Consider the following 20,540-nt stretch of genomic DNA (forward strand, 5'->3'; position numbering starts at 1 on the left):
CGCGCCTCCCCAGACGAGGCGAAGCCTACTGCGCGGGCGGCGCCAATTCGACCCTGTTGCGGCCGCCTTGTTTCGCGCGGTAGAGCGCCATGTCGGTGGCGACGAGAAGGTCGTCGACGCTGGTGATGTTGGCCGCCGGGTACAGCGCCCCGCCGATCGACACCGTCAGGTCCGTCAGCACGGCGTCGCGATCGGGCAGCGCGACCGACACCACCGCCACCTGGTGCCGGATCCGTTCGGCCACCTGGAGCAGCGTCTCCTCGCCGTGGATGTCCGGGACGACGATCGCGAACTCCTCGCCGCCCCACCGCCCGCAGACGTCCTGCTCCCGGATCTCGGCGCGCAGCGCGTCACCGACCGCGCGCAGGACGAGGTCGCCGTTGGGATGGCCGTAGGTGTCGTTGATCGTCTTGAAATTGTCGAGGTCGAGGAACAGCACGCCGAGTTTGCGCCCGGAACGCGTCCGGCCCAGCTGCTCTTCGGCCAGCTGACGCCAGCGGCGTTTCGTGACGAGACCGGTGGTGGCGTCGGTGTGCGCGTCGCGCCGGTACTGCGTCAGCAGGAGCCCGCGGTGCAGCGCGACCAGCGCGATGACCACCCCGACCAGCACCAGCGGGTTGGCCTGGACGAGGACGACGGCCGTCACGAGACCGAGGCCGAGCGCGCCCGCTTCGAGGATCTGGTCGCCGAACCCGGAGAACAGTTCGCCGATCGACTTCGGCGGCGACGAGAGCGCTATCGCGATCATCACCAGCGCGGTGTTGATCGCCCACCGCAGGGCCGCGGCGACGATGATGACTGCGAGGTCGCCAAGCCCGGCGAGCAGCCCGGAATCGGGCGGGCCGGGGTAGTGGCGCATGCCGAGGCTGAGGACGACGACGGCGGCTTGCGTGCCGCAGAGCACCGTCGCGGCGGAGAAGATCCACCGATGGGGGAGAACCGGCCGTTGGTGTGGCCAGATCCGCAGCCATGCGATGGTGTAGGTCACCACGACCATCGCGGCGGCGAGCACCGGCGGCAGCGCGATGACGGCGGCGACGCTCCAGACCGCCTTGGTGTCGACGTAGGCGACCGACGGGGCCCTGTCGTACTCCCGTTGGCGTTCGATCTGCCGGGTGCCCTCGATCGCGATGGCCGCGCACAGCGTCAAGACGCCGAACCGGATCAGGTCGGTGCCGGTCACCGTGACCAGCCTGGCCGTGGCGGCGGTCGAGAGGACTGCGATGAGATTCACGACCAGGACGTAGGAACGCACAGGTCGAGGCAGGCTCCACAGGTGCCAGGCCCTGAGCCGCCGCCGTGCGCCGCCGAGTCGTCCGTCCACACACCCTCTTCCGTCGGTGATCTACACCGTAATCGAACCGGGACGGCGACGACCGCGTTGTCTCCGACGATAAGACACGCGGCCCCGAATTCCCCCGGACAGCCCAACCGAAACGAGGGAGATGCACCGATGCAGGACAACAACTGGTGAGTGTTTTGCCGGATAAATCGCTATTTCGGAGGAGGTGAACGACATGCGGGACAACAACTGGACCTGAGTGATCCGGCCCACGTGAGTGCGCGGCTTCGCGAAGGGAGGTGAACGTAGTGCGTGACAACAACTGGACGACCCGTCGTGACAACAACTGGACGTGATGTGTCAGGAACCGTGCTCGCCAACGGGTGTCGTCCCGCCGGCAGGCCCCACGGGATCTCCGGATTCCTCGGGGCCGCGGCGGGACGGCACCGCCCGTGACCAGCCCGCCCCGGCGATCGCGGCGACCAACACTCCCGCGCCCGCCGCGACGGTGACCACGGTGGTCGGCGCGACGACCTGGGCCAGCAGCCCGGCCGCCGCGATCCCCGCCGCCTGAGCCGCTCGCAACGCCGCGATCGCGACCCCGATCACCTGACCGCGCTGGGCAGGCGGCGCCGCGAGGCTGTACTGCGTCTGCGTGATCATGTCGTGTGCGGAGAACACCCCCGAGATCGTCCACAGCACGACGATCGGGACCAAGCCCGGAGCCCAGGCGGTCGGGATCAGCACCAGGCTGCTCGCCACCGCCAGCGCGCCCAGCACCCGGATCTGCCGTTCGCGCGGGATCCGGCTCAACAGGATGCCGCCGAGCACCGAACCGACCGGGTTCGCGGCCAGCAGCCACGGCAACGCGCTCGCACCGCCCAGTTCGGCGGCGACCGGGACGGCGAGGCCCTCCGGCACGACGTAGAAACCGCAGCAGCAGGCGATGAGCAGCAGCCAGCGCAGCTTGCGGTCGCGCGCCACCAGACGGCAGTCCGCGATCAGGGACGGACGTTCGTGGTGGCCCCGCGCAGCGGGCGGGTAGCGCTCGAGCCCGAAGCGGAGCATGAGCGCCGACAACGCGAACGTGCCCGCGTCGATCAACAGCGCCCCCGGCACACCGAGGCCGGTGACGACGGCGGCGCCCGCGCCGAAGCCCACCACGAGCCCGGCCTGGTAGGTGGACGAGATGACGGCCTGGCCGACGACCAGCCGGTCCGGGTCGAGCAGATCCGGCAGCATCGCCTGCCTGGCCGCGTGGAACGGCCCGGCCATGAGCTGCACGACGAACAACAACGCGGCCGCGACGGGCAGCGGGAGCCCCGGCACCGCCATCAGCGCGATCAGGACGGCGCGGCCGACGTCGGTCACCACCATCACGGTGCGGCGCGAGAACCGGTCCGCGATGCCACCCAGCGCGCCGCCGAGGAGATCGGGCACGAAGGTCAGCGCGTACGCCGCCGAGGCCCACCCCGCCGACGACGTCCGGTCGAACACGAGCACCGTGAGCGCGACCCTGGCCAGCTGGTCGCCGGCGACCGAGAGCAGATGCGCGAGCCAGATCCGGCGGAATCCGGCGACCGCGAAGACGCTGCGGAACGACGCCGCTCGGGCTGGCATGCGCTTCAGGCTGTCGTGAAGCGGCCACTCGGCGCAACCCTCGAGAAAATTCCGCCGGCCGTGTCGAACCGGCGCGGGCCCGTTCGACGTGTCGGTAAGAGACGGAACGGAGAATCCGATGTCGCATTCACTGGGCCCGCTGGCGAACAACCTCGCCGCCTACGCCATCTACTCGACCGCGCAGACCGAAATGCGTCGCGCCCACAAGCTGATCGACGCGGGCGACTACCTGGGCGCCGCCGCGGAGATCGACTCCGCCGCCCGCGCCGCCGAAGTGCTCGCCCGCGCCACCTTCGATCTCGACGCCGACCGCTCGGATCGCTGGCTCAGAGTCGTCGCCGCCCGGAAGCGGTTCGCCGACCAGGCCAGGGCGCGGGCCTCGGACACCGCACTGGCCGTCGTCGCTTAACGGAAAGCGCGCCGGTAAGTGCCGGGGCTGACGCCGGTCGTGCGCTTGAACCGCTCGCGGAACGCGGTGGGCGAACCGAAACCGACTTCGGCGCCGACCCGTTCGACGGCGTACTGAGTGGTCTCCAGCAGATGCTGCGCCTGCCGGACCCTCGCCCGGTGCAGCCATTGCAGCGGCGTCGTCCCGGTCTGCTCGCGGAAATGCCGGATCAGCGTGCGCGTGCTCATCCCGGCGCGTGCGGCGATGTCGGCCAAAGTGAGCTCGCGCGCGAGATTCTCCTGCATCCAGAGAAGGGTGGGTTCCAGTGCCGCGCCGCGGGGAGCGGGCGGATGCCGCAACGCGATGAACTGCGCCTGGCCGCCCTCGCGTTCCAGCGCCATGACCGAAAGGCGGGCGGCGTCGGCCGCGATCGCGGAGCCGTGGTCCCGCCGGATCAGGTGCAGGCACAGATCCAGGCCGGCGGCGGCGCCCGCGGACGTCAGGATCTGCCCGTTGTCGACATAGAGCACGTCCGGGTCGACATCGATGTCCGGATACGCCGCGGCCAGCGCCTCGGCGGCGACCCAGTGCGTGGTGGCGCGAAGGCCGTCGAGCAGGCCCGCGGCGGCGAGAACGAAGGTGCCGGAACAGATCGAGGCGATCCGCGTGCCCCTCGCGGCGGCCGAGGTGAGCGCGTCACGGACGGTTTCCGGCAACGGCCCGGCCGGATCCGCGGTGCCGGGAACGATGATCGTGCCGGCCTCGCGCAGTGCCTCCAGTCCCCACGGCGCGCGCAGGGAGAAGTGCCCGGCGTCGACGTCCGGGTGTTCGGCGCAGACGAGCAGCCGGTAACCCGCGCTTCCGTCGGCGAGCCGGGTCCGGGTGAAGACCTCGATCGGCGTCGAGAGGTCGAACGGGATCACCTTGTCCAGCGCCAGGACGGCGACGGTGTGCATGACCGCACCGTACCCGCCCCGATGGCGAGATCCCGTTGAAAGGCGTCGTTCACGCCACTGGGAGGGGGTCCCGGCCGGTTCTAGCGTCGAGCCATGATGATCATCGCGCCGATTCTCGTCGGCCTCGTCTACGTCGTGCTGATGTCGCTGATCCACGAACCGCACCGCCGCCGCTTCAACGCGGTCATGGTGGCGGGGGCGGGCGCCGCCTATCTGAGCGGCGGCGGCCTCGGGATCTGGGAGTTCGCGTTCACCGCGCTCGTGACCTACGTGGCTTACCGCGGCCTCGAATCCTGGACGTTCATCGGCATCGCCTGGCTGCTGCACACCGGCTGGGACGTCGTCCACCACCTCAAGGGCGCCCCGATCATCCCGTTCGCCGAGCATTCGTCGTTCGGCTGCGCGATCTGCGACCCGGTGATCGCGATCTGGTGTTTCGCCGGTGGAAGATCGGTGACGGATTTCGTCCGCGCCCGTGTCGGTCTCCGTCGTCCGCGTTCGTCGGTGGGGTGAATCGATCGGACGAAGGGATATCGAGATGACGGTGATCGTGGCGGGCAAGGTGTACGTCGACCCGGCGGAACGGGACCGGCACGTGGCCGGGCACCAGGTGATCGTCGAGAAGGCGCGGGCCCACCCCGGGTGTCTCGACGTGGTGATCTCGGCGGACCCGCTCGAACCGGGCCGGGTGAACATCTTCGAGTACTGGGAGTCGGAGGAGGTGCTGAACGCCTGGCGCGCGATCTCGCCGAGGCCGGCGTACTCCGCCGAGATCCGGGACGGGGAGGTCTTCAAGCACCGGGTTTCCCACTCCGGGCCGCCGTTCGACTGAGCCGGGAGCTTGGCCGCTGAGCCGTTTGATGCGAACATATGTTCTATGACGACCGAGGGGCCCATCCTGCACGCCGACCTGGACTCGTTCTACGCGTCGGTCGAGCAGCGTGACGACCCGAAGTTGCGAGGGCGGCCGGTCATCGTCGGCGGCGGTGTGGTGCTGGCGGCCAGTTACGAGGCCAAGGCGTTCGGCGTCCGCACGGCGATGGGCGGCGGTCAGGCGCGGCGGTTGTGCCCCGACGCGATCGTGGTCCCGCCCCGGATGCGCGCGTATTCGGCGGCGAGCAAGGCGGTCTTCGAGGTCTTCGGCAACACGACCCCGCTCGTGGAAGGGATTTCGATCGACGAGGCCTTCCTCGACGTCGGCGGGCTGCTGAAGATCGCGGGTACGCCGAGCCGGATCGCGGCGAAGCTGCGCAAGGACGTCCTGGAGCAGGTCGGCCTGCCGATCACCGTGGGCGTGGCCAGGACGAAGTTTCTCGCGAAGGTGGCCAGCGGCGTCGCGAAACCCGACGGTCTCCTCGTCGTGCCGCACGACAAGGAGCTGGAGTTCCTGCACCCGCTTCCGGTCGAGCGGCTGTGGGGTGTCGGCAAGGTGACGGCGCGGAAGCTCCGCGAGCGAGGCGTGACGACGGTCGGGCAGATGGAGGGGTTCGGGGAGAAGGAACTCGTCCGGATGCTCGGCCGCGGCGTCGGCGCCCACCTGCACGCCTTGTCCCACAACGACGACCCTCGCCGCGTGCAGACGGGCCGCCGTCGCCGGTCGATCGGGGCGCAGCACGCGCTCGGCAGCAGGCCACGGTCCCCCGCCGAGCTCGACGCGATGCTGCTGACGCTGGCCGATCGCCTCGCCCGTCGTCTGCGGGCGGCGCACCGGGTGTGCCGCACCGTCGTGCTGCGGATGCGGTTCGCCGATTTCACGAAGGCGACGCGTTCGCACACCCTCATGGAGGCGACCGAACAGACCGGCGCGATCGTGGCGGCGGCTCGTGACCTGCTCGCGGCGGCGAGACCGCTGATCGACGAACGCGGGCTCACGCTGATCGGGCTCGCGCTCACGAACCTGTCGAAGGACGACGCGATCCAGCTGGCCTTGCCGTTCGGGGCGAAGCCGAGGGACGCGCTCGATTCGACGCTCGACACCGTCCGGGACCGGTTCGGGTCGAAATCCATCACGCGCGCGGTGCATCTCGGGCAGGCCGAGCGGCCGTGGGTACCGCTGCTGCCGGACTGAACCCGTCGCTAGGGTGTCCCGGTGGCGGAAGTCGAGATCTACACCGATGGCGCGTGCAGCGGGAATCCCGGGCCGGGAGGGTGGGGCGCGGTGCTGCGGTACGGCACCGTCGAGAAGGAGATCTACGGCGGGGATCCCGGGCCGACCACGAACAACCGGATGGAACTGACCGCGCCCATCGAGGCGCTGGAAAGCCTGAAGCGCCGGGTCACGGTCGACATCTACACCGACAGCACCTACGTCCGGAACGGCATCACCAGCTGGGTGCGGAACTGGAAGAACAACGGCTGGACGACCTCGGCCAAGACGCCGGTCAAGAACGCCGATCTGTGGCGCCGTCTCGACGAAGCCGCCTCACGGCACGATGTCGAATGGCATTGGGTCAAGGGCCACGCCGGGCATCCGGAGAACGAGCGGGCGGACCGGCTCGCCGTCAAAGGCGTGGAAGAGGTCGTCGGACGACCGGTGATCCAGCCCGGCGAGCGGCCCGCCCGGAAGCGTTAGCAGCTGACGTTCACCTTGGCGCTCTTGGCGAAGGACACGTGGACGTGGTCCATGTGGTTGGCGGTCGCGCCGCCGCGGTCCTCCATGGTGTCCCAGCCGCTGCCGTCGTTGTAGCGCTGGCGCCAGATGACGTAGCTGACGCCGAAGTCCTTCTGGTTGGCCATGAGGTACTCGGCGATGGCGTTGCCGGTGGCGGTGTCCACCATGAAGTCCAGCGCGAGACCGGAGGGGTGGTCGCTGGCGTTCGCCCGGCCGGCGACACCGCCGACGGTCTTGACGCCGAACTTCGCCTTGACGTGGTTACCGACCTGGGCCACGTGCGGTTTGGTGCCGGCGAGGTCGGTGGAACACGCCGTCGCGGCGGGCACGGTCTTCTTGACCGGCGCGGGGGCCTTGGTCGACGTCGTCGGCTTCGGGGGAGCCGAGGAGGTCGAGGGCGGCGGTGTGGTCGTCGTGCTGGAGGGCGGGGTGCTGCTGGTCGACGGCGGGGGTGTCACGCTGGAGGCCGGGGGAGCCTTCACCGCGAGCGCGGCACTGGCCGCTTCGACGTCGGGGGAACCAACGGTGGTCAGCCACATCGACGCCGGGAGCGCCGTGGCGACCGCTGCCGCGATACCCGCGGGGAGCTTCCACTGCGGAGCCTTGTTCTTGCGATGTCTGCCGGCCATTTCTCTGATCACTCACCACTTCGGGGACGGGAACTCGCGTCGGGGGCCGCGAGCTCCGGGCAACATTACGAAAAGGACACGGCAATGTCACGCCCGAGTGTGCTCGCCCACAGTTACCTTGATCGTTGAACCAAAAGAGGCTCACGCCCGTACAGATACGAGAAGTGGTTTTATGTGAGCACTGTGAGTGACGAATTCAGTCCGCTTTGCAGGATTGGAAGTACACGTTCTCGTTCGGCGAAATCACGTTCACTCCCGGGGAGTGCGCGGCCCGTCCGGTGGCCACCGAGGCCGTGATCACGGTGCAGACCAGCTGATTGATGGCCTGGTTGGACAGTTTGTGCACCGAAAACGGCAGGGAGAGGCTCGACGGGTCGCCCGGGTACACCGCGACCCGCCCCAGCTCCGGCGGGACGAACGTGGTGAGTCCTTGGGCGGCCTCCCGATCCGTCGGTCCCTTCAGCAGCAGCGTGACCGCGCCTTCGGGGGAGATGAAGCCTTCGCTGGGCCGGGTCACCGGGACGACCCGGCCGTCGGAGACGAAGTACAGTGTCAGCCCGGCGCGAACGTAGGTTCCCGTGGTCGCGCGGATCGACGGGCCGGGCCCGGCGGGGACGACGCCGGTCGGCTGGACGCCGCAGGCAGCCACCAGCGTCGCGGCCGCGAGAGCGGGCAGTACCCGGGTTCGTCTCATCGCGTTCTTCCTTCGGTCCGGTGCGGCAGGCGCAGGACGAACCGGGCGCCGTGCCCGGTGTCGGCGGCGGTGATGTCGCCACCGTGCAGGCGCGCGTTCTCCAGCGCGATCGCCAAGCCGAGCCCACTGCCCTCGGAGCGGGCACGGGCGGTGTCGGCCTTGGTGAACCGGTCGAACACATACGGCAGGACCTCGGAATCGATACCGGGCCCGTGATCCTCGACCGCCAGGGTGACGCCGTCGTCGCCGGCGCGCAGCCGGACTTCGACCGGGGCCGCGCCGTGCCGGAACGCGTTGCCGACGAGATTGGCCACGATCAGGTCGAGCCGCCGCCGGTCGACCCGGGCGAGGACGCCTTCCGGCAGGTCGGTGACCAGATCTTCCCCCTCGCGCCAGCCACGGGCGTCGAGGCTGTCCCGGATCGCCGTCGCGAGATCCCATTCGTCGAGCACGAGTTCGGCGCGGCCCGCGTCGAACCGGGAGATCTCGACCAGGTCCTGGACCAGCCGGGTCAGCCTCCGGGTCTCGCCCGAGACCAGCCGCGCCGCGACGGCGGTGTCCGGCGGCAGGGTGTCCGCGTCCTCGTCGAGGACGTCGGTGACCGCGTTCATCGCCGCGAGCGGCGTGCGGAGTTCGTGCGAGACGTCGGCGACGAACCGGCGGGCGTCGGCCTCCATGGCTCTCACCTCGCCGACGGTGCGTTCCAGTTCGGCGGCGGTGTTGTTGAACGTCGTGACCAGCTCGGCCAGTTCGTCGGACCCCTTGGCGGGCAGCCGGACGTCGAGCCTGCCCTCGCCGAGCTGGGCGGCGGCGGTGTTGAGCGCGCGGACCGGTCTCAGCACCTGCCTCGCCGCGAGCAGGGCGAGCGCCGCCGCCAGCGGAAGGACGAGCGCGGCCATCTGCCATGCCGATTTCGCGAGTTCGTCGATGGCCTGTTGCTGCTGGACGAGCGAGGTGAGCGAATACACCTCGGTACCGCTGGCCTCCACCGAACCGTCGGGCCGCCGCGTCAGCACCGGCAGGCCGACCTGGAGTTCGGGGCCGGTGTCGCGCTCCAGCCGCTGGAACTGGATCCGGATGTCACCCGCGACCGTCCGCCGCAGTTCGGGCGAGAACCTGGTCACGTCCGGGCCGGTGACCGACCGCAGATTCCCGTGGACAGCGACGGCGGTCAACCGCAGGCTGCCCGCGAAGTCGTTGAGCTGGTCCTGGGTCGGTGGCGTGGACAGCGGGCGGTCGTAGGCGCCGACCCGGTCCTTCAGCTGGTCCATCGCGGCGTCCTGGACGGATTTGAGGATCGCGTTCCTCGCCGAGACGTAACTGGCCCCCGCCGCGGCCGCCGCCCCGATGATCGTCATCACCGCGAAGGCCAGGATGAGCCGGGGCCGCAGCCCGGAGAGCAGCCTCATGAACGGCCGAACCGGTACCCGAAGCCGCGGACGGTCTGGACGTGTTCGGGTTTCGCGGGGACGTCTTCGATCTTCGCGCGCAGCCGCTGGACACAGGCGTCGACCAGCCGGGAGTCGCCGAGGTAGTCGTGATCCCAGACGGCGGAGAGGATCTGCTGGCGGCTGTAGACCTGTCCGGGCGTGCGCGACAGCTCCAGCAGCAGTTTCAGCTCGTTCGGGGTGAGCGAGACCGGCTCGCCGTTCTTCGTGACCACCAGTCCCGCCCGGTCGATGACCAGGCCGCCGTGCCGCTCCCCGGCGGCGGCGTCGTCGTTCGCGGGCCGCTCGCTCACCGCGCGCCGCAGCACCGCCCGGATCCGGGCGTCGAGCACGCGGGGTTCGATCGGCTTGGTCACGTAATCGTCGGCGCCGGCCTCCAGCCCGGCCACGATGTCGAAGTCGTCGCTGCGGGCGGTGAGCATGATGATCGGCACCTCACCCGCCGCGCGGATGCGGCGGCAGGTCTCGAAGCCGTCGATGCCGGGGAGCATCAGGTCGAGCACGACGATGTCGGGCTGGAACACCCGCAGTTTCTCCAGCCCGAGCTCACCGCTCTCGGCGGTGTGGACGGTGTGCGCCTGCCGGCGCAGCGCGAGTTCCAGCCCCTCCCGCACGGACGCGTCGTCTTCGATCAACAGGACACTGGCCACGCCGCCATTATTCGGATGTCGCCGCGCGTGTGCGACTCGGCTCGATCTTGTAGCAGAACCATGACATTGTCCGGACCTCTTGGCTAAACGCCGGGGGGACAGTGAGACGCATGGCCCTACTCATCCACGAAGCGAAGCCGACCCCCGTCCGCCGTCCGCTGCCGGGACGGCACGCCGAGACCAGGCGGACCCTCTCCAGGGCCGTGTTCCAACTCGCCACCGGACTGGGGCTGGCCGTCGCGTTCCTCGTGACGTATGTGCTCTTCGTGCACACGTCGGCCGGGCAGCTCGCGGAGAACGGTGTCGTCCGCAGCGCGCAGTCCGGTCAGTGGTCCACAATGGACTGGGCGGGACCGCTGCGCGACCAGGACATGGTGCTCGTGATCGGCGCCGCCGGGATCGGGCTCGTCGTCCTGGCGCTGCTCCGGCGCAAACCCGGTCTCCTGATCCCGGCGCTGAGCGTCCTCGTGCTCCCGCTCGTCGCCGCGCAGTTGCTCAAGCTCTACGTCCTCGTCCGCCCCGAACTGCCCGACGGCGGCCGCGGGCCGGGGCACAACAGTCTCCCCAGCGGGCACGTCAGCGCCGCCATGGCCATCCTGATGGCGCTCGCCTTCGTTCTGCCGCAACGATTCCGTCCGGCGATCATCGGGATCGGCGGCGTCGCCGTCGCCTGGGTCGCGTCGTCGACCATCGCGCTGGGCTGGCATCGGCTCAGCGACACGGCGGGTGCCTGCCTGCTGGCGGCGTCGTTCGCCTGTCTGCTCGCCGCCTGGCTGACCACCCGGCGCCGGGACCTGCGCCGTACCCCCACGTCCCTGGTCGCGCTGGCCGCGGTGCTGCCCACCGTGATCGTCCTGATCGGCTTCGCGGTGCTCAGTACGGCGACCGCCGGGGCCGCCCAGTTCGTCGGCGCGCTGGTGCTGGCCGCGTGCGCGGCGGTGGGAATCGTGCTGGTCGCGCTGTGGCCGTTGGGCGGATCCGCGTTCGAGCGGCGGACCGACGTGGAGACCAGGGTGGTCGGCGATCTGCTCGAGACCCGCCTCGTGACCCGTCGCTGACGAAGGCGGGAACCTCAGTCCACCCGGGTCAACGGCGACGTCGGCGTCCGGGGCGAGGGCGGGACCGCGGAAGGTGCCACGACTACGCGGTTCCGCCCGTTCCGTTTCGCCTGGTACATGGCCGCGTCCGCGGCACGGAACAGCTCGCCGTAGTCCGTCGAGTGCTCCGGCGAGAGGCCGACGCCGATCGACACGGTGCAACCGTGGATCGGCCCCACCGCGCGGGGTTCGTTGGTGGCGTGCCCGCTGGCGAGTTCGGTCAGGCCGGTGATGGCGGTCTTCGCCACGGCCGCCCGGATCCGCTCGGCGATCCGCGTCGCCTCCTCACGGGTGGTGTCCGGCAGCAGTACCGAGAACTCCTCACCGCCCCAGCGCCCGACGATGTCGGTGGAGCGGGTGTTCTGCCGCAGCACGGCACTGACGCAACCGAGCACGATGTCGCCGCCGGAATGCCCGTACTTGTCGTTCCACTGCTTGAAGTGGTCGAGATCCAGCATCAGGAACGCCGTCGGCCGCCGACCGGTCTGGTCTTCGAGCAGCCGCAGGGCCGCGGGCGCGTGGAAGGAGTCCTCGGTCAGCAGTCCGGTCTTCCGGTCACGCTGGCTGCGCGCGATCGTGTCCGCCAGCGCCTGCGAGAGCCGGGTCGACCGCAGCGCGACACCGATCATCACCAGCGGCACCAGCGCGATGTTGACCGCGCCGAGGATCGTGGTGCACGCGGCGAGTTGCAGCGCGTAGACGAAGTCCGCGTTGTCGGCCCAGCTGCCGACCAGCTTCTGCCGCCGCCAGCCGCCCCACGCCAGGCCGCGCGCGATGCTGATCAGGAGCGTCTGCGACGCGAAGTACCAGAGCGCGGCGCCCACCAGCGCGACGGCGGCGACCGCGATGTCTCCCGGTCGCTGGGGGAGCGTGCCCGATTCGAGCCAGGTGTGCAGTGCCGTCAGTTCGATGATCGTGTGCACGCCGAGGATGGAGGCGGCGTGCGCGGCGGTGGTGAACAGGAACGTCGTCATCGCCTTGTGCGCGATGGAGTAGCGCTGCACGCGCACCATCAGCAGCAGCGCGAGCGACAACGCGGGCGGCAGCAGGACGGCCGCGCTGCCCAGCCAGACGGCGGTCTGGTCGATGTGCTCGCCGCGCCGGTCGTCGGCCCGGCGCTGTTCCTCCGGATGCTGTGTCTGGACGACGTACCAGATCGCGCAGCACGCGATCACGCCGAAGCGGACGAGATCGGTGGTCGTGGCGGAGGCCTTGAAACCGCTGTACAGCGCCCAAGCCGCGACGGCGATCTCGGTGCCGAGCATCCAGAAGACCGCCGCGGGCGGCAGCCGCCACAGTTCCCAGCCCGCCGGATGCCGCAGGGTGTTCCAGGCGCGACCACGCAGCCGCCACACGCGGGCGGCGGCGAGGCCGACGGTGTCGGCGAAACCCCGGAGCGAACCGCGCGGGGGCTCCGAGGCCGTGTCAGGGTCGTGCTTGCCGAACTCGCTGACGAGGGTCACCTCCCACCGTTACGCACCGCACCCGCTTCGATCTTGCTGGGTCACCACAAGGGGGTGACAGGGGGACCGCGTTGACGATCGCGTGAGACAGGCCGATATCTGCGTTCGCCGGACGCCGTTCCGCCACGAGCTGGCATCGTGGCTCGTATGCCTGACGCCGCCGAGGTACCCGTGCTGTTCGGCCCGGAGTTCGACAGGGATCCCTCGCCCGCCTACGAATGGCTCCGGGCGAACGCCCCCGCGTTCCGGCTCCCGCTTCCCGGTGACACCTGGACCTGGCTGCTGACCCGGCACGCGGACGTCGTTTCCGCGATGGCCGACCCGCGCCTGTCCAAATGCCCGTCCGTCGCGGCGGACCACTGGCGCAAGGCCGATCTCGGGCTGCCCGCCGACCACCGGCCCACGCTCATCGGGCATATGAACAACGCCGAAGGTGAAGAACACGCTCGGCTGCGCAAGGCGTGCGCCGGCGCTTTCGGCCCGCGGCGGTTGCAGCACATGCGCGACCGCACGCATCGGCTCGCGAACGAACTGCTCGACCCGATACTGGACCGGGGCGAGGGCGACCTCGTCGAGGATTTCGCGTACCCACTGGGAATCCGGTCGATCTGCGAGCTGATCGGCATCCCGGACAGCCTGCTGGACGAGGTCCGCCCGCCCGCGCTGGTGGTCGCCGCCGGCGACGTCACGGACATGGCGTCGATGCTGCGGGCGACCGACGAGCTGGACGCGCTGCTCGCCGACGTCGTCGCCCGCAAACGCGCCGAACCGGGGGCGGACCTGATCAGCGACCTCCTCGTACAGGAGGCCGCCGGGAAACTGACCGGCGAGGAGGTCGCCGCGACGGCGTTCCTCACCCTGATCGCCGGGCACGAGACGACGATCAGCCTCATCGCGTCCACCGCGCTGACCCTCATCACGCATCCGGAGGAGGCGGCCCGCGCCCGCGCCGACGGCGCACACCTGACGCTCGTCGTCGAGGAGGTTTTGCGCCGCGACACCCCGCTGCAGAACACGAGCTGGCGCTTCGTCACCGAACCGATGGAACTCGCCGGGCAGCGGATGGAGGCGGGCGATCCGATCCTGTTGTCGTTGCTGGCGGCCAATCGCGACCCGGAGGTGCACCCCGAACCGCTCGCCTTCCGACCGGGCGAGCGGCCGGTGCGGCATGTGGCCTTCGGCGTCGGCCCGCATATCTGCATCGGCGCCGCGCTCGCGCGGATGCAGGCGTCCGCGGCACTGGAGACGTTGTTCGGCCGCGCGCCCTCGATGACGCTGACGGTGCCCGAGGACCGGCTCGTGTGGTGGCCGAGCGCGATCACCCGGGGCCTGCACCACCTGCCGGTGAAGCTCTAGACCGCGCCCGGTCCGCCGGCTCGTGTGAGCAAACGGACGTCACGCGTGTCGTCCGTCCAATCACGCTTGTCGTCCATGTGATCACGCGTGTCGTCCGTCCAATCACGCTTGTCGTCCGAGGCGGGCATGCGCCCTGAGGTCAGACCGCGCCTTCGAGGCGGCCCCGCAGCACGCTCGCCTTCCGGTCGTCGAGATCCATGACGAGCTGGAGCGCGTCGCGCCAGACCGCCATGGCCTCGTCGGCGTGCCCTTGGGCGGCCAGCGCGCAGCCGCGTTCGTCGAGCGCGTCGGCCTGCCCCCAGACGTCGCCGCAGTTCCGGTAGGCGGTCAGCGCCTGTTCGCAGTACCCGAGGGCCTGCTCGAGATCGCCGAACCGGCGGCAGGTCCTGGCGAGCGGCACCAGGGCGAACCCCATGCCGTGCTGGTCGGCGTCCTTCGCGTAGGCGTCGAAGGCGCGCAGGCCGTGATCAAGGGCCAGGTCCCGCTCGCCGAGGTCGCGGTACGCGCGGCCGAGGTGCACCCGCGCGGTCGCTTCACCGAGCCGGTAACCGATCCGGGCGTTCACCTCCACGCTCTGCTCGACGAGCCGCACGGCTTCGGCGTAGTCCTCCCGCTCGTGCGCGATGTTGCCGAGCCCGACCAGAGCCCAGCCGAGGCTCGGGTTCTCACCGATCTCCTCCGAGAGCTCGACGGCCCGGCCGAACAGCTCGCGCGCGCGGTCGAGGTCGCCGCGCCGGCGGTGCGCCTCGGCGAGGTTGATCGCCGACCACGCCAGCCCGCCGAGGTCCCCGCCCGCCTCCGCGGACTCGATCGCCACCTCGTGGCTGGAGATCCACGTCTGCCACGGCCTGCCGAGCAGGTGGTAGTCGAACAGTTCCACCGGCAGCCGCCAGCCGATCTCGTACAGGCCGTGGTCCAGCGCCAGCCGGGCGACGCCGGTGATGCTCGGCATCTCCGACGCGCACCAGATGTAGGCCTCGTCGAACGTGGCGAACCGGAGCGGCTCGACGCCTTCGGGCGCGGGCCCCAGGTCGATGTGGTGGTCGCGGGCCGGGGTCAGCGTCCAGCTCGCCGCGTTGGCGGCGTAGAGGTACCAGTGGGTCAGCCGGGAGACCGCCGCCTCCCGCTCGTCCCGCCAACGCGCGGCGGCGGCCTCTTCGGCGGCGTAGACGCGGAGCAGATCGTGGAACCGGTAATACCGGGCACCGACCTGCTGGACGAGATGCGCGTGCACGAGCTTGTCGAGCAGCCGACGCGCGTCGTGTTCCGGCAGACCGGCGAGCGCGGCCGCCGCGCCCGCGGTGAACCGCGGCCCGGGATGGAGGCCGAGCAGCCGGAACATCCGGGCGGTGTCGGTCTCCAGCGCGCGATACGACCAGCTGAACGCGGCCCGGACCCCGACGGCGTCGTCGTCGACCGCGAGCAGTTCCAGCCGTCGCCCCTCGGCGACGAGTTCACGGGCGAGGTCGCCGACGCTCTGATGGGGATGCGTGGCGACCCGTTCGGCGGCGATGTTCACCGCGAGCGGCAGCGCCGCGCACAGCCGGACGAGCCTGCCGACACCTTCGGGGTCGCCTGCCGCGCGTTCGTCGCCGATGAGGTCGGCCATGAGCCGCGCCGCTTCGAGATCTTGCAGTGGCTCCAAGGAAACCTGGACCGCACCGGTGCCGACGACCAGCCCGGACAACCGTCGCCTGCTGGTGATCAGCACGGTGGTGTCCGGGGTACCGGGCAGCACCGGCCGCACCTGGTGCGAGTCGAGGGCGTTGTCCAGCACGACGAGCGTGCGCTGACCGCGCAACAGGCCCCGCAGGAGCGCGAGCCGCATGTGTTCCTCGGCGGGAACGCGATCGGGGCGGACACCGACGCAGCGCAGGAGGTCGTCGAGGATGTCGGCGGGTTGCGCGGGAGAACCCGCCGCATAACCGCGAAGATCGGACCAGAGGACGCAGTCGAACTCCTCTTGCCGCCGGTTCGCCCAATTCAGGACGAGCGCGGTCTTCCCGACGCCGGGCGGCCCGGCCACGAAGACCACCTTGGCCGCTTCGGTGAAGATCTTTTCGTCCAGCAGCGCCAACTGTTCCGCCCGGCCGACGAAATGGTCCGGCGCCGGGGGAAGGTGCACATAGGGTTCCGCGCGGGCGGCTTCGGCGAGCACGATCAGGGCGCCGCCCGCGTCCAGCGCGCGATCGCAGGCTTCGGCGAATTCCGCGCTCGGCGGGGTGAGCCCGCGTTCGACCCGGCTGATGAGACTTTTGTCGACATAGGCGGTTTTCTGAAGCTCCCGCAACGCCAGCCCGCGCGCCTGCCGCCGTTGCCGCAACGCGCGCCCGAAGGTCAGCGCGGCCGTCGAGACCGGGCGTGCCTTACCGGTCTCCCCGGATCTGGCCGAGCCGGAATTCTCGGTCACCAGAAGCACCTTTCTCCCCGCTGCGCGGCAGATGGTGCCACAACCCTCCCATTGCCTGGGTCACAACACGGCCACCGGGTGTGCGCGGGTGCGAAGACTGCCCCCAAACTGGGCGGGAACGCGCCCGTTCCCCACCGGTGCGCCAGTGGAAAGGGAGGTGGATCATGCGCGACCGCGAAATGTGAGCAGGCCCTGTTCCGCCTTGCGCGCAACCGGGCGAGTAGTGATCTCCTCGGAAGCCGGCCGTGGCCGCCTTTCCCGGCGGTCACGGCCGTGACCCTTCGGAACATTTAGGACCGCTTAACGTCGGTGTAGATCTTTTCACTTGTCCTGATGAGTCGCCCGAGGCAGCTTGGAGAGGTATCGAGCGGCCTGGCGAAAGGAACGAAGTGAGCATCGGCGCGCCGGGAACCCTGACCCGGATGGGCGTTCTCGCCCTGTTGTGGGGATCGGGGTTCCTGTGGATCAAGCTCGCCCTGACCGGGCTGCCACCCGTTCAGGTGACCGTCATCCGCTGCGCGCTCGGCGCGGCCGTCCTCCTCGTGCTGAGCCGCTTGGCCGGGCAACGTCTCCCGCGCGGCCGTCGGATCTGGGGCAGGCTCCTCGTCGCCGCCTTCTTCTGCAACGCCTTGCCGTTCGCGTTGTTCAGCATCGGTGAACTGACCGTCGACTCCGGTGTCGCCGGGGTGATGAACGCGACGACCCCGCTGTGGTCACTGCTGATCGGCATCGGGATCGGCACCGAACGCCGGATCACCGTGATCCGCGTCGGCGGCCTGGCCCTCGGATTCGGCGGCATCCTGCTGATCTTCGCGCCGTGGCAGAAGAGCGGTCTGCTGGGCTGGGGGACACTGGCCCTGCTCGGCGCCGGTATCAGCTACGCGATCGCTTTCGCTTACATGGGAAGGAAACTCGTCGGCGAGGGCGGTCCGATCGCGATCTCCGCCGCCCAGTTGCTGACCGCCACCGGGCTGAGCGCGCTCGCGCTGCCGTTCGACGCCGCCCCGTCCGGACCGCTGAACGTGACTGCGGTGGTCGCCGTCGTCGTCCTCGGAATCTTCGGCACCGGCGTCACCTTCTACCTCAACTACCGGCTCATCGCCGACGAAGGCGCGACCTCCGCGGCGACCGTCGGCTACCTGCTGCCGGTCGTCTCGGTCGCGCTGGGCGCGCTCGTGCTCGGCGAGGAACTCGGCCCGCGGGTGCTCGCCGGGATGGCCGTGGTGCTGCTCGGGGTCGCCCTGACCCGTTACGTGAGGTCTTCGGCGAGCAAGTCCATCAGCAGTCCGTCGTGCCAGCCTTCGCCGTCGGTGTCGCGTTCGTAGCCGCGCATCACCCCGACCTCGCGGAAACCGACGGCCTTGTAGCAGCGGATGGCGGCGTCGTTGTCCACGGCGGGGTCGATCACGAGCCGATGGTGCCCGCGATCGTGCAGGAGATACCGCGCCATCGTGCGGACGGTGTCCGTGCCCAGCCCGCGGCCGTGGGCCGCCGGGTCGAGGAAGAGGTCGACCGAGGCGTGCCGGTACATCGGGTCGTCCTCTTCGCCGTATTGGACGAAGCCGCGGACGACGCCCCCTTCCAAGACCGTGAAGCAGGCCGTCGTGGGGTCGTCGAACGGCCAGGTGGGGGAGTCGTCGACCGAACCCCAGCGCGCCCCGACCTCGGCCGTGCCGCGGATCCGCCGCAGGTCCGGGACATGGGCCTCGGTGACCGGGGTCAGGGTCACGAACTCCCCGCGCAACTCGGTGGTCAGTTCCCGCTCCGTCCGCTCGTCCGAATGGCGCCAGTCTAGGGAGAAACCGGCTGGGGCGCCGCCGGAACCGCAAGAACGCGGGGGCTTTCGCCGTCGGAATCGGGTATCAACGAAAGGGACGACGGAGGTGGGTCATGGGGAACCCGTTCGAGGGAATACGTCCGGTGGAGGAACTGGTCGACGGTGGGGCGACCGCGGTGCGGGCGGCGGTGCTGCGCAAGGCGACCGAAGCGGTGGTCGCGAACGCCCGCGACGCGACGGATTGCCGGATGCTGCTGGAGATGCTGGGGTTGCATTACGATCGGTCGATCCGGACCGACGACGAGGCCGCCTGAGGGCAGCCTTCACGCGCGTTGCTGATGCTTGTGGGCCGCGTGTGGCGATCGTCGAGTCCGTGAAGGCCTCCTTGAGGGACCCAGAGTCCCTCAAGGAGGCCTTCACGGACCGGCGGACCGGGCGGGCGGACCGGGCGGGCAGGGTCAGCGCCGCGGCAGCACGCAGAATTCGTTCTCTTCCGGGTCTGCCATGACGACCCAGGGGTCCGACTCGGGGTCTTCGAGGATCTTCGCGCCGAGTGAAACGAGCCGGGCGACCTCCTCGCGCTGCTCGAGTTCGATGGGCGCGATGTCGAGGTGTAGCCGGTTCTTGCCCGACTTCCCCTCGGGGACCGGCTGGAAGAGCAGGCTCGGCACGTCGGGGCTCTTCAACTCGACGTAGGTCACCCCGTGGCCGTCGGTCCACCGTTCGGTCTCGGGGTAGCCGAGTGCTTCCTTCCAGAACGCGGCCAGCGCTTCGGCCTCACGGCAGTCGACGGTGACGGCGAGCATCCGGGTTCGCATGGTTCCACGGTGGCACGGAACGGCGAGGTTTGCCGGATGCGCGGACGGGCATCCGGCGGGGGAGCAGAGCCACTCGCCGAAGGGAGCACCATGAAGGCCGTCACCTGGCACGGGAAACGCGATGTCCGGGTGGACACCGTCCCGGATCCGAAACTGGTCGAACCGACCGACGCGATCGTGCGGATCACCTCGACCGGTATCTGCGGTTCCGACCTGCACCTTTACGAGGTCCTCGGTGCCTTCATCGACGAGGGTGACATCCTCGGGCACGAGCCCATGGGCGTCGTCGAAGAGGTCGGGTCCGGGGTCACGAACCTGAAACCCGGCGACCGTGTCGTGGTCCCTTTCAACATCTCCTGCGGCCACTGCTTCATGTGTGACCGCGGCCTTCAGTCGCAGTGCGAGACCACGCAGGTCACCGACCGCGGCAAGGGCGCGGCGCTGCTCGGCTACACCAAGCTCTACGGCCAGGTCCCGGGTGGCCAGGCCGAATACCTGCGCGTCCCGCAGGCGCACTACGGTCCGATCAAGGTGCCGGACGGCCCGCCGGACGAGCGGTTCGTGTATCTCTCCGATGTCGTGCCCACGGCTTGGCAGGCCGTCGACTACGCGAACATCCCCGAAGGCGGCACGGTGGTGGTCTTCGGGCTGGGCCCGATCGGCCAGTTCTGCTGCCGCATCGCGAAACACCGGGGCGCGGGCAAGGTGATCGGCATCGACCTGGTGCCGGAACGGCTCGCGAAGGCCGCCGCGGCCGGCGTCGTCACCTACGACACGCGTGAACACAAGCACCTCGGCGACGTCATCCGCGAGGCCACCGGCGGCCGGGGAGCGGATTCGGTGATCGACGCCGTCGGGATGGAGGCGCACGGCGCCCCGGTCGGGCGGCTGGCGCAGAATCTCGTCGCCCTCCTGCCCGATCCGATCGGCGCGAAGATCACCGAAAAGGCCGCGATCGACCGGCTCAGCGTGCTGTACGCGGCCATCGACTGCGTGCGGCGCGGCGGCACCATCTCGCTGAGCGGTGTCTACGGCGGCATGGTCGACCCGCTGCCGATGATGGAGCTGTTCGACAAGCAGATCACCCTGCGGATGGGGCAGGCCAACGTCCGGCGCTGGATCGACGACATCATGCCGCTGATCACCGACTCCGCCGACCCGCTCGGCGTCGAGGGTTTCGCGACGCACAAGCTCCCGCTGGCGGAGGCGCCGCACGCCTACGAGATCTTCCAGAAGAAGCAGGACGGCGCGGTCAAGATCCTGCTGGAGCCGTCGTCGGGTTGAGGTGTCTGCACGCGGATGCCGGGTATCCGGTCTGCGGAATCCCGACGAAAGGAGCGA

The 20,540-nt window shown here is 70.1% G+C and carries 21 protein-coding genes; 10 read left to right on the top strand and 11 right to left on the bottom strand.

The window, feature by feature from the left end; translation table 11 throughout:
* Positions 1 to 25: 25 nt before the first annotated feature.
* Together ACLJQ7_RS19510 and ACLJQ7_RS19515 are read right to left on the bottom strand one after the other, a co-directional pair.
* Positions 26 to 1,255: a diguanylate cyclase gene (locus ACLJQ7_RS19510; RefSeq protein WP_410649602.1), complete on the bottom strand. Its 1,230-nt coding sequence runs from the start codon at positions 1,253 to 1,255 to the stop codon at positions 26 to 28.
* Between the two features lie 387 nt (positions 1,256 to 1,642).
* The gene (locus tag ACLJQ7_RS19515) at positions 1,643 to 2,902 is read right to left on the bottom strand and encodes an MFS transporter (RefSeq protein WP_410649603.1); all 1,260 of its coding nucleotides are present in this window, start codon (positions 2,900 to 2,902) and stop codon (positions 1,643 to 1,645) included.
* A gap of 118 nt (positions 2,903 to 3,020) precedes the next feature.
* Here ACLJQ7_RS19515 and ACLJQ7_RS19520 point away from each other — a divergent pair, with 118 nt between their 5' ends.
* Positions 3,021 to 3,311, top strand: coding sequence for a hypothetical protein (locus ACLJQ7_RS19520; RefSeq protein ID WP_410649604.1), 291 nt, complete (start codon positions 3,021 to 3,023; stop codon positions 3,309 to 3,311).
* Here ACLJQ7_RS19520 and ACLJQ7_RS19525 read toward each other — a convergent pair.
* Positions 3,308 to 4,246, bottom strand: coding sequence for a GlxA family transcriptional regulator (locus ACLJQ7_RS19525; RefSeq protein WP_410649605.1), 939 nt, complete (start codon positions 4,244 to 4,246; stop codon positions 3,308 to 3,310). The two genes, ACLJQ7_RS19520 and ACLJQ7_RS19525, sit on opposite strands and share 4 nt — an antisense overlap.
* 93 nt (positions 4,247 to 4,339) lie before the next feature.
* Between ACLJQ7_RS19525 and ACLJQ7_RS19530 the strand changes: the two genes are divergently transcribed.
* From ACLJQ7_RS19530 to rnhA, 4 genes are read left to right on the top strand one after another with little or no spacing between them, the layout of a single operon-like run.
* Complete coding sequence (locus ACLJQ7_RS19530; RefSeq protein WP_410649606.1) at positions 4,340 to 4,759, top strand: DUF6010 family protein; 420 nt, start codon at positions 4,340 to 4,342, stop codon at positions 4,757 to 4,759.
* 25 nt (positions 4,760 to 4,784) lie between these two features.
* Positions 4,785 to 5,078: a putative quinol monooxygenase gene (locus ACLJQ7_RS19535; RefSeq protein WP_410649607.1), complete on the top strand. Its 294-nt coding sequence runs from the start codon at positions 4,785 to 4,787 to the stop codon at positions 5,076 to 5,078.
* Between the two features lie 45 nt (positions 5,079 to 5,123).
* Positions 5,124 to 6,314 carry a DNA polymerase IV gene (gene dinB, locus ACLJQ7_RS19540; RefSeq protein WP_410649608.1) on the top strand — a complete coding sequence of 397 codons (1,191 nt, stop codon included), beginning with the start codon at positions 5,124 to 5,126 and terminating at the stop codon, positions 6,312 to 6,314.
* 21 nt (positions 6,315 to 6,335) lie between these two features.
* The gene (gene rnhA / locus ACLJQ7_RS19545; RefSeq protein ID WP_410649609.1) at positions 6,336 to 6,818 is read left to right on the top strand and encodes a ribonuclease HI; all 483 of its coding nucleotides are present in this window, start codon (positions 6,336 to 6,338) and stop codon (positions 6,816 to 6,818) included.
* Here rnhA and ACLJQ7_RS19550 read toward each other — a convergent pair.
* From ACLJQ7_RS19550 to ACLJQ7_RS19565, 4 genes are all read right to left on the bottom strand, one after another.
* The gene (locus ACLJQ7_RS19550; protein ID WP_410649610.1) at positions 6,815 to 7,486 is read right to left on the bottom strand and encodes a hypothetical protein; all 672 of its coding nucleotides are present in this window, start codon (positions 7,484 to 7,486) and stop codon (positions 6,815 to 6,817) included. The two genes, rnhA and ACLJQ7_RS19550, sit on opposite strands and share 4 nt — an antisense overlap.
* Positions 7,487 to 7,682: 196 nt before the next feature.
* Positions 7,683 to 8,180: a hypothetical protein gene (locus tag ACLJQ7_RS19555; protein ID WP_410649611.1), complete on the bottom strand. Its 498-nt coding sequence runs from the start codon at positions 8,178 to 8,180 to the stop codon at positions 7,683 to 7,685.
* Positions 8,177 to 9,589, bottom strand: coding sequence for an ATP-binding protein (locus ACLJQ7_RS19560; RefSeq protein ID WP_410649612.1), 1,413 nt, complete (start codon positions 9,587 to 9,589; stop codon positions 8,177 to 8,179). The genes ACLJQ7_RS19555 and ACLJQ7_RS19560 overlap by 4 nt, the downstream gene beginning before the upstream one ends.
* Positions 9,586 to 10,278 (bottom strand): response regulator, encoded by a 693-nt coding sequence (locus ACLJQ7_RS19565; RefSeq protein ID WP_410649613.1) that lies wholly within the window; start codon positions 10,276 to 10,278, stop codon positions 9,586 to 9,588. Before ACLJQ7_RS19565 ends, ACLJQ7_RS19560 begins: the two co-directional genes overlap by 4 nt.
* 110 nt (positions 10,279 to 10,388) lie before the next feature.
* Between ACLJQ7_RS19565 and ACLJQ7_RS19570 the strand changes: the two genes are divergently transcribed.
* The gene (locus ACLJQ7_RS19570; protein ID WP_410649614.1) at positions 10,389 to 11,336 is read left to right on the top strand and encodes a phosphatase PAP2 family protein; all 948 of its coding nucleotides are present in this window, start codon (positions 10,389 to 10,391) and stop codon (positions 11,334 to 11,336) included.
* Between the two features lie 14 nt (positions 11,337 to 11,350).
* On the opposite strand, the gene ACLJQ7_RS19575 is transcribed toward ACLJQ7_RS19570, so the two are convergent.
* Complete coding sequence (locus ACLJQ7_RS19575; protein ID WP_410649615.1) at positions 11,351 to 12,838, bottom strand: diguanylate cyclase; 1,488 nt, start codon at positions 12,836 to 12,838, stop codon at positions 11,351 to 11,353.
* Between the two features lie 147 nt (positions 12,839 to 12,985).
* On the opposite strand from ACLJQ7_RS19575, the gene ACLJQ7_RS19580 reads away from it, so the two are divergent.
* A complete protein-coding gene (locus ACLJQ7_RS19580; RefSeq protein WP_410649616.1) occupies positions 12,986 to 14,194 on the top strand; it encodes a cytochrome P450 family protein in 1,209 nt (402 codons plus the stop codon).
* Positions 14,195 to 14,333: 139 nt separating this feature from the next.
* Here ACLJQ7_RS19580 and ACLJQ7_RS19585 read toward each other — a convergent pair whose 3' ends face one another.
* Complete coding sequence (locus tag ACLJQ7_RS19585) at positions 14,334 to 16,604, bottom strand: tetratricopeptide repeat protein (RefSeq protein WP_410649617.1); 2,271 nt, start codon at positions 16,602 to 16,604, stop codon at positions 14,334 to 14,336.
* Positions 16,605 to 16,993: 389 nt separating this feature from the next.
* Here ACLJQ7_RS19585 and ACLJQ7_RS19590 point away from each other — a divergent pair, with 389 nt between their 5' ends.
* Positions 16,994 to 17,929, top strand: coding sequence for a DMT family transporter (locus ACLJQ7_RS19590; RefSeq protein ID WP_410649618.1), 936 nt, complete (start codon positions 16,994 to 16,996; stop codon positions 17,927 to 17,929).
* On the opposite strand, the gene ACLJQ7_RS19595 is transcribed toward ACLJQ7_RS19590, so the two are convergent.
* Complete coding sequence (locus ACLJQ7_RS19595; RefSeq protein ID WP_410649819.1) at positions 17,854 to 18,360, bottom strand: GNAT family N-acetyltransferase; 507 nt, start codon at positions 18,358 to 18,360, stop codon at positions 17,854 to 17,856. The genes ACLJQ7_RS19590 and ACLJQ7_RS19595 overlap by 76 nt on opposite strands.
* Before the next feature lie 134 nt (positions 18,361 to 18,494).
* On the opposite strand from ACLJQ7_RS19595, the gene ACLJQ7_RS19600 reads away from it, so the two are divergent.
* Positions 18,495 to 18,695 (top strand): hypothetical protein, encoded by a 201-nt coding sequence (locus tag ACLJQ7_RS19600; protein WP_410649619.1) that lies wholly within the window; start codon positions 18,495 to 18,497, stop codon positions 18,693 to 18,695.
* A 144-nt stretch (positions 18,696 to 18,839) separates the two neighbouring features.
* Here the strand turns inward: ACLJQ7_RS19600 and ACLJQ7_RS19605 are convergent, their stop codons facing one another.
* Positions 18,840 to 19,199 (bottom strand): VOC family protein, encoded by a 360-nt coding sequence (locus ACLJQ7_RS19605; RefSeq protein WP_410649620.1) that lies wholly within the window; start codon positions 19,197 to 19,199, stop codon positions 18,840 to 18,842.
* A gap of 90 nt (positions 19,200 to 19,289) precedes the next feature.
* Here ACLJQ7_RS19605 and ACLJQ7_RS19610 point away from each other — a divergent pair, with 90 nt between their 5' ends.
* Positions 19,290 to 20,483 (top strand): zinc-dependent alcohol dehydrogenase, encoded by a 1,194-nt coding sequence (locus ACLJQ7_RS19610; protein ID WP_410649621.1) that lies wholly within the window; start codon positions 19,290 to 19,292, stop codon positions 20,481 to 20,483.
* Positions 20,484 to 20,540: the final 57 nt, after the last annotated feature.

It is taken from the genome of Amycolatopsis sp. cmx-4-54 (assembly GCF_046548895.1).
Taxonomy (GTDB): domain Bacteria; phylum Actinomycetota; class Actinomycetes; order Mycobacteriales; family Pseudonocardiaceae; genus Amycolatopsis.

Excerpts from the sequence above, each read along its gene's own strand:
- dinB (WP_410649608.1), top strand. The coding sequence starts at position 5,124 with ATGACGACCGAGGGGCCCATCCTGCACGCCGACCTGGACTCGTTCTAC.
- ACLJQ7_RS19520 (WP_410649604.1), top strand. The coding sequence starts at position 3,021 with ATGTCGCATTCACTGGGCCCGCTGGCGAACAACCTCGCCGCCTACGCC.
- ACLJQ7_RS19605 (WP_410649620.1), bottom strand. The coding sequence starts at position 19,199 with ATGCGAACCCGGATGCTCGCCGTCACCGTCGACTGCCGTGAGGCCGAA.
- ACLJQ7_RS19610 (WP_410649621.1), top strand. The coding sequence starts at position 19,290 with ATGAAGGCCGTCACCTGGCACGGGAAACGCGATGTCCGGGTGGACACC.
- ACLJQ7_RS19550 (WP_410649610.1), bottom strand. The coding sequence starts at position 7,486 with ATGGCCGGCAGACATCGCAAGAACAAGGCTCCGCAGTGGAAGCTCCCC.
- ACLJQ7_RS19515 (WP_410649603.1), bottom strand. The coding sequence starts at position 2,902 with ATGCCAGCCCGAGCGGCGTCGTTCCGCAGCGTCTTCGCGGTCGCCGGA.
- ACLJQ7_RS19535 (WP_410649607.1), top strand. The coding sequence starts at position 4,785 with ATGACGGTGATCGTGGCGGGCAAGGTGTACGTCGACCCGGCGGAACGG.
- ACLJQ7_RS19555 (WP_410649611.1), bottom strand. The coding sequence starts at position 8,180 with ATGAGACGAACCCGGGTACTGCCCGCTCTCGCGGCCGCGACGCTGGTG.
- ACLJQ7_RS19525 (WP_410649605.1), bottom strand. The coding sequence starts at position 4,246 with ATGCACACCGTCGCCGTCCTGGCGCTGGACAAGGTGATCCCGTTCGAC.
- ACLJQ7_RS19570 (WP_410649614.1), top strand. The coding sequence starts at position 10,389 with ATGGCCCTACTCATCCACGAAGCGAAGCCGACCCCCGTCCGCCGTCCG.
- ACLJQ7_RS19580 (WP_410649616.1), top strand. The coding sequence starts at position 12,986 with ATGCCTGACGCCGCCGAGGTACCCGTGCTGTTCGGCCCGGAGTTCGAC.
- ACLJQ7_RS19530 (WP_410649606.1), top strand. The coding sequence starts at position 4,340 with ATGATGATCATCGCGCCGATTCTCGTCGGCCTCGTCTACGTCGTGCTG.
- ACLJQ7_RS19560 (WP_410649612.1), bottom strand. The coding sequence starts at position 9,589 with ATGAGGCTGCTCTCCGGGCTGCGGCCCCGGCTCATCCTGGCCTTCGCG.
- ACLJQ7_RS19600 (WP_410649619.1), top strand. The coding sequence starts at position 18,495 with ATGGGGAACCCGTTCGAGGGAATACGTCCGGTGGAGGAACTGGTCGAC.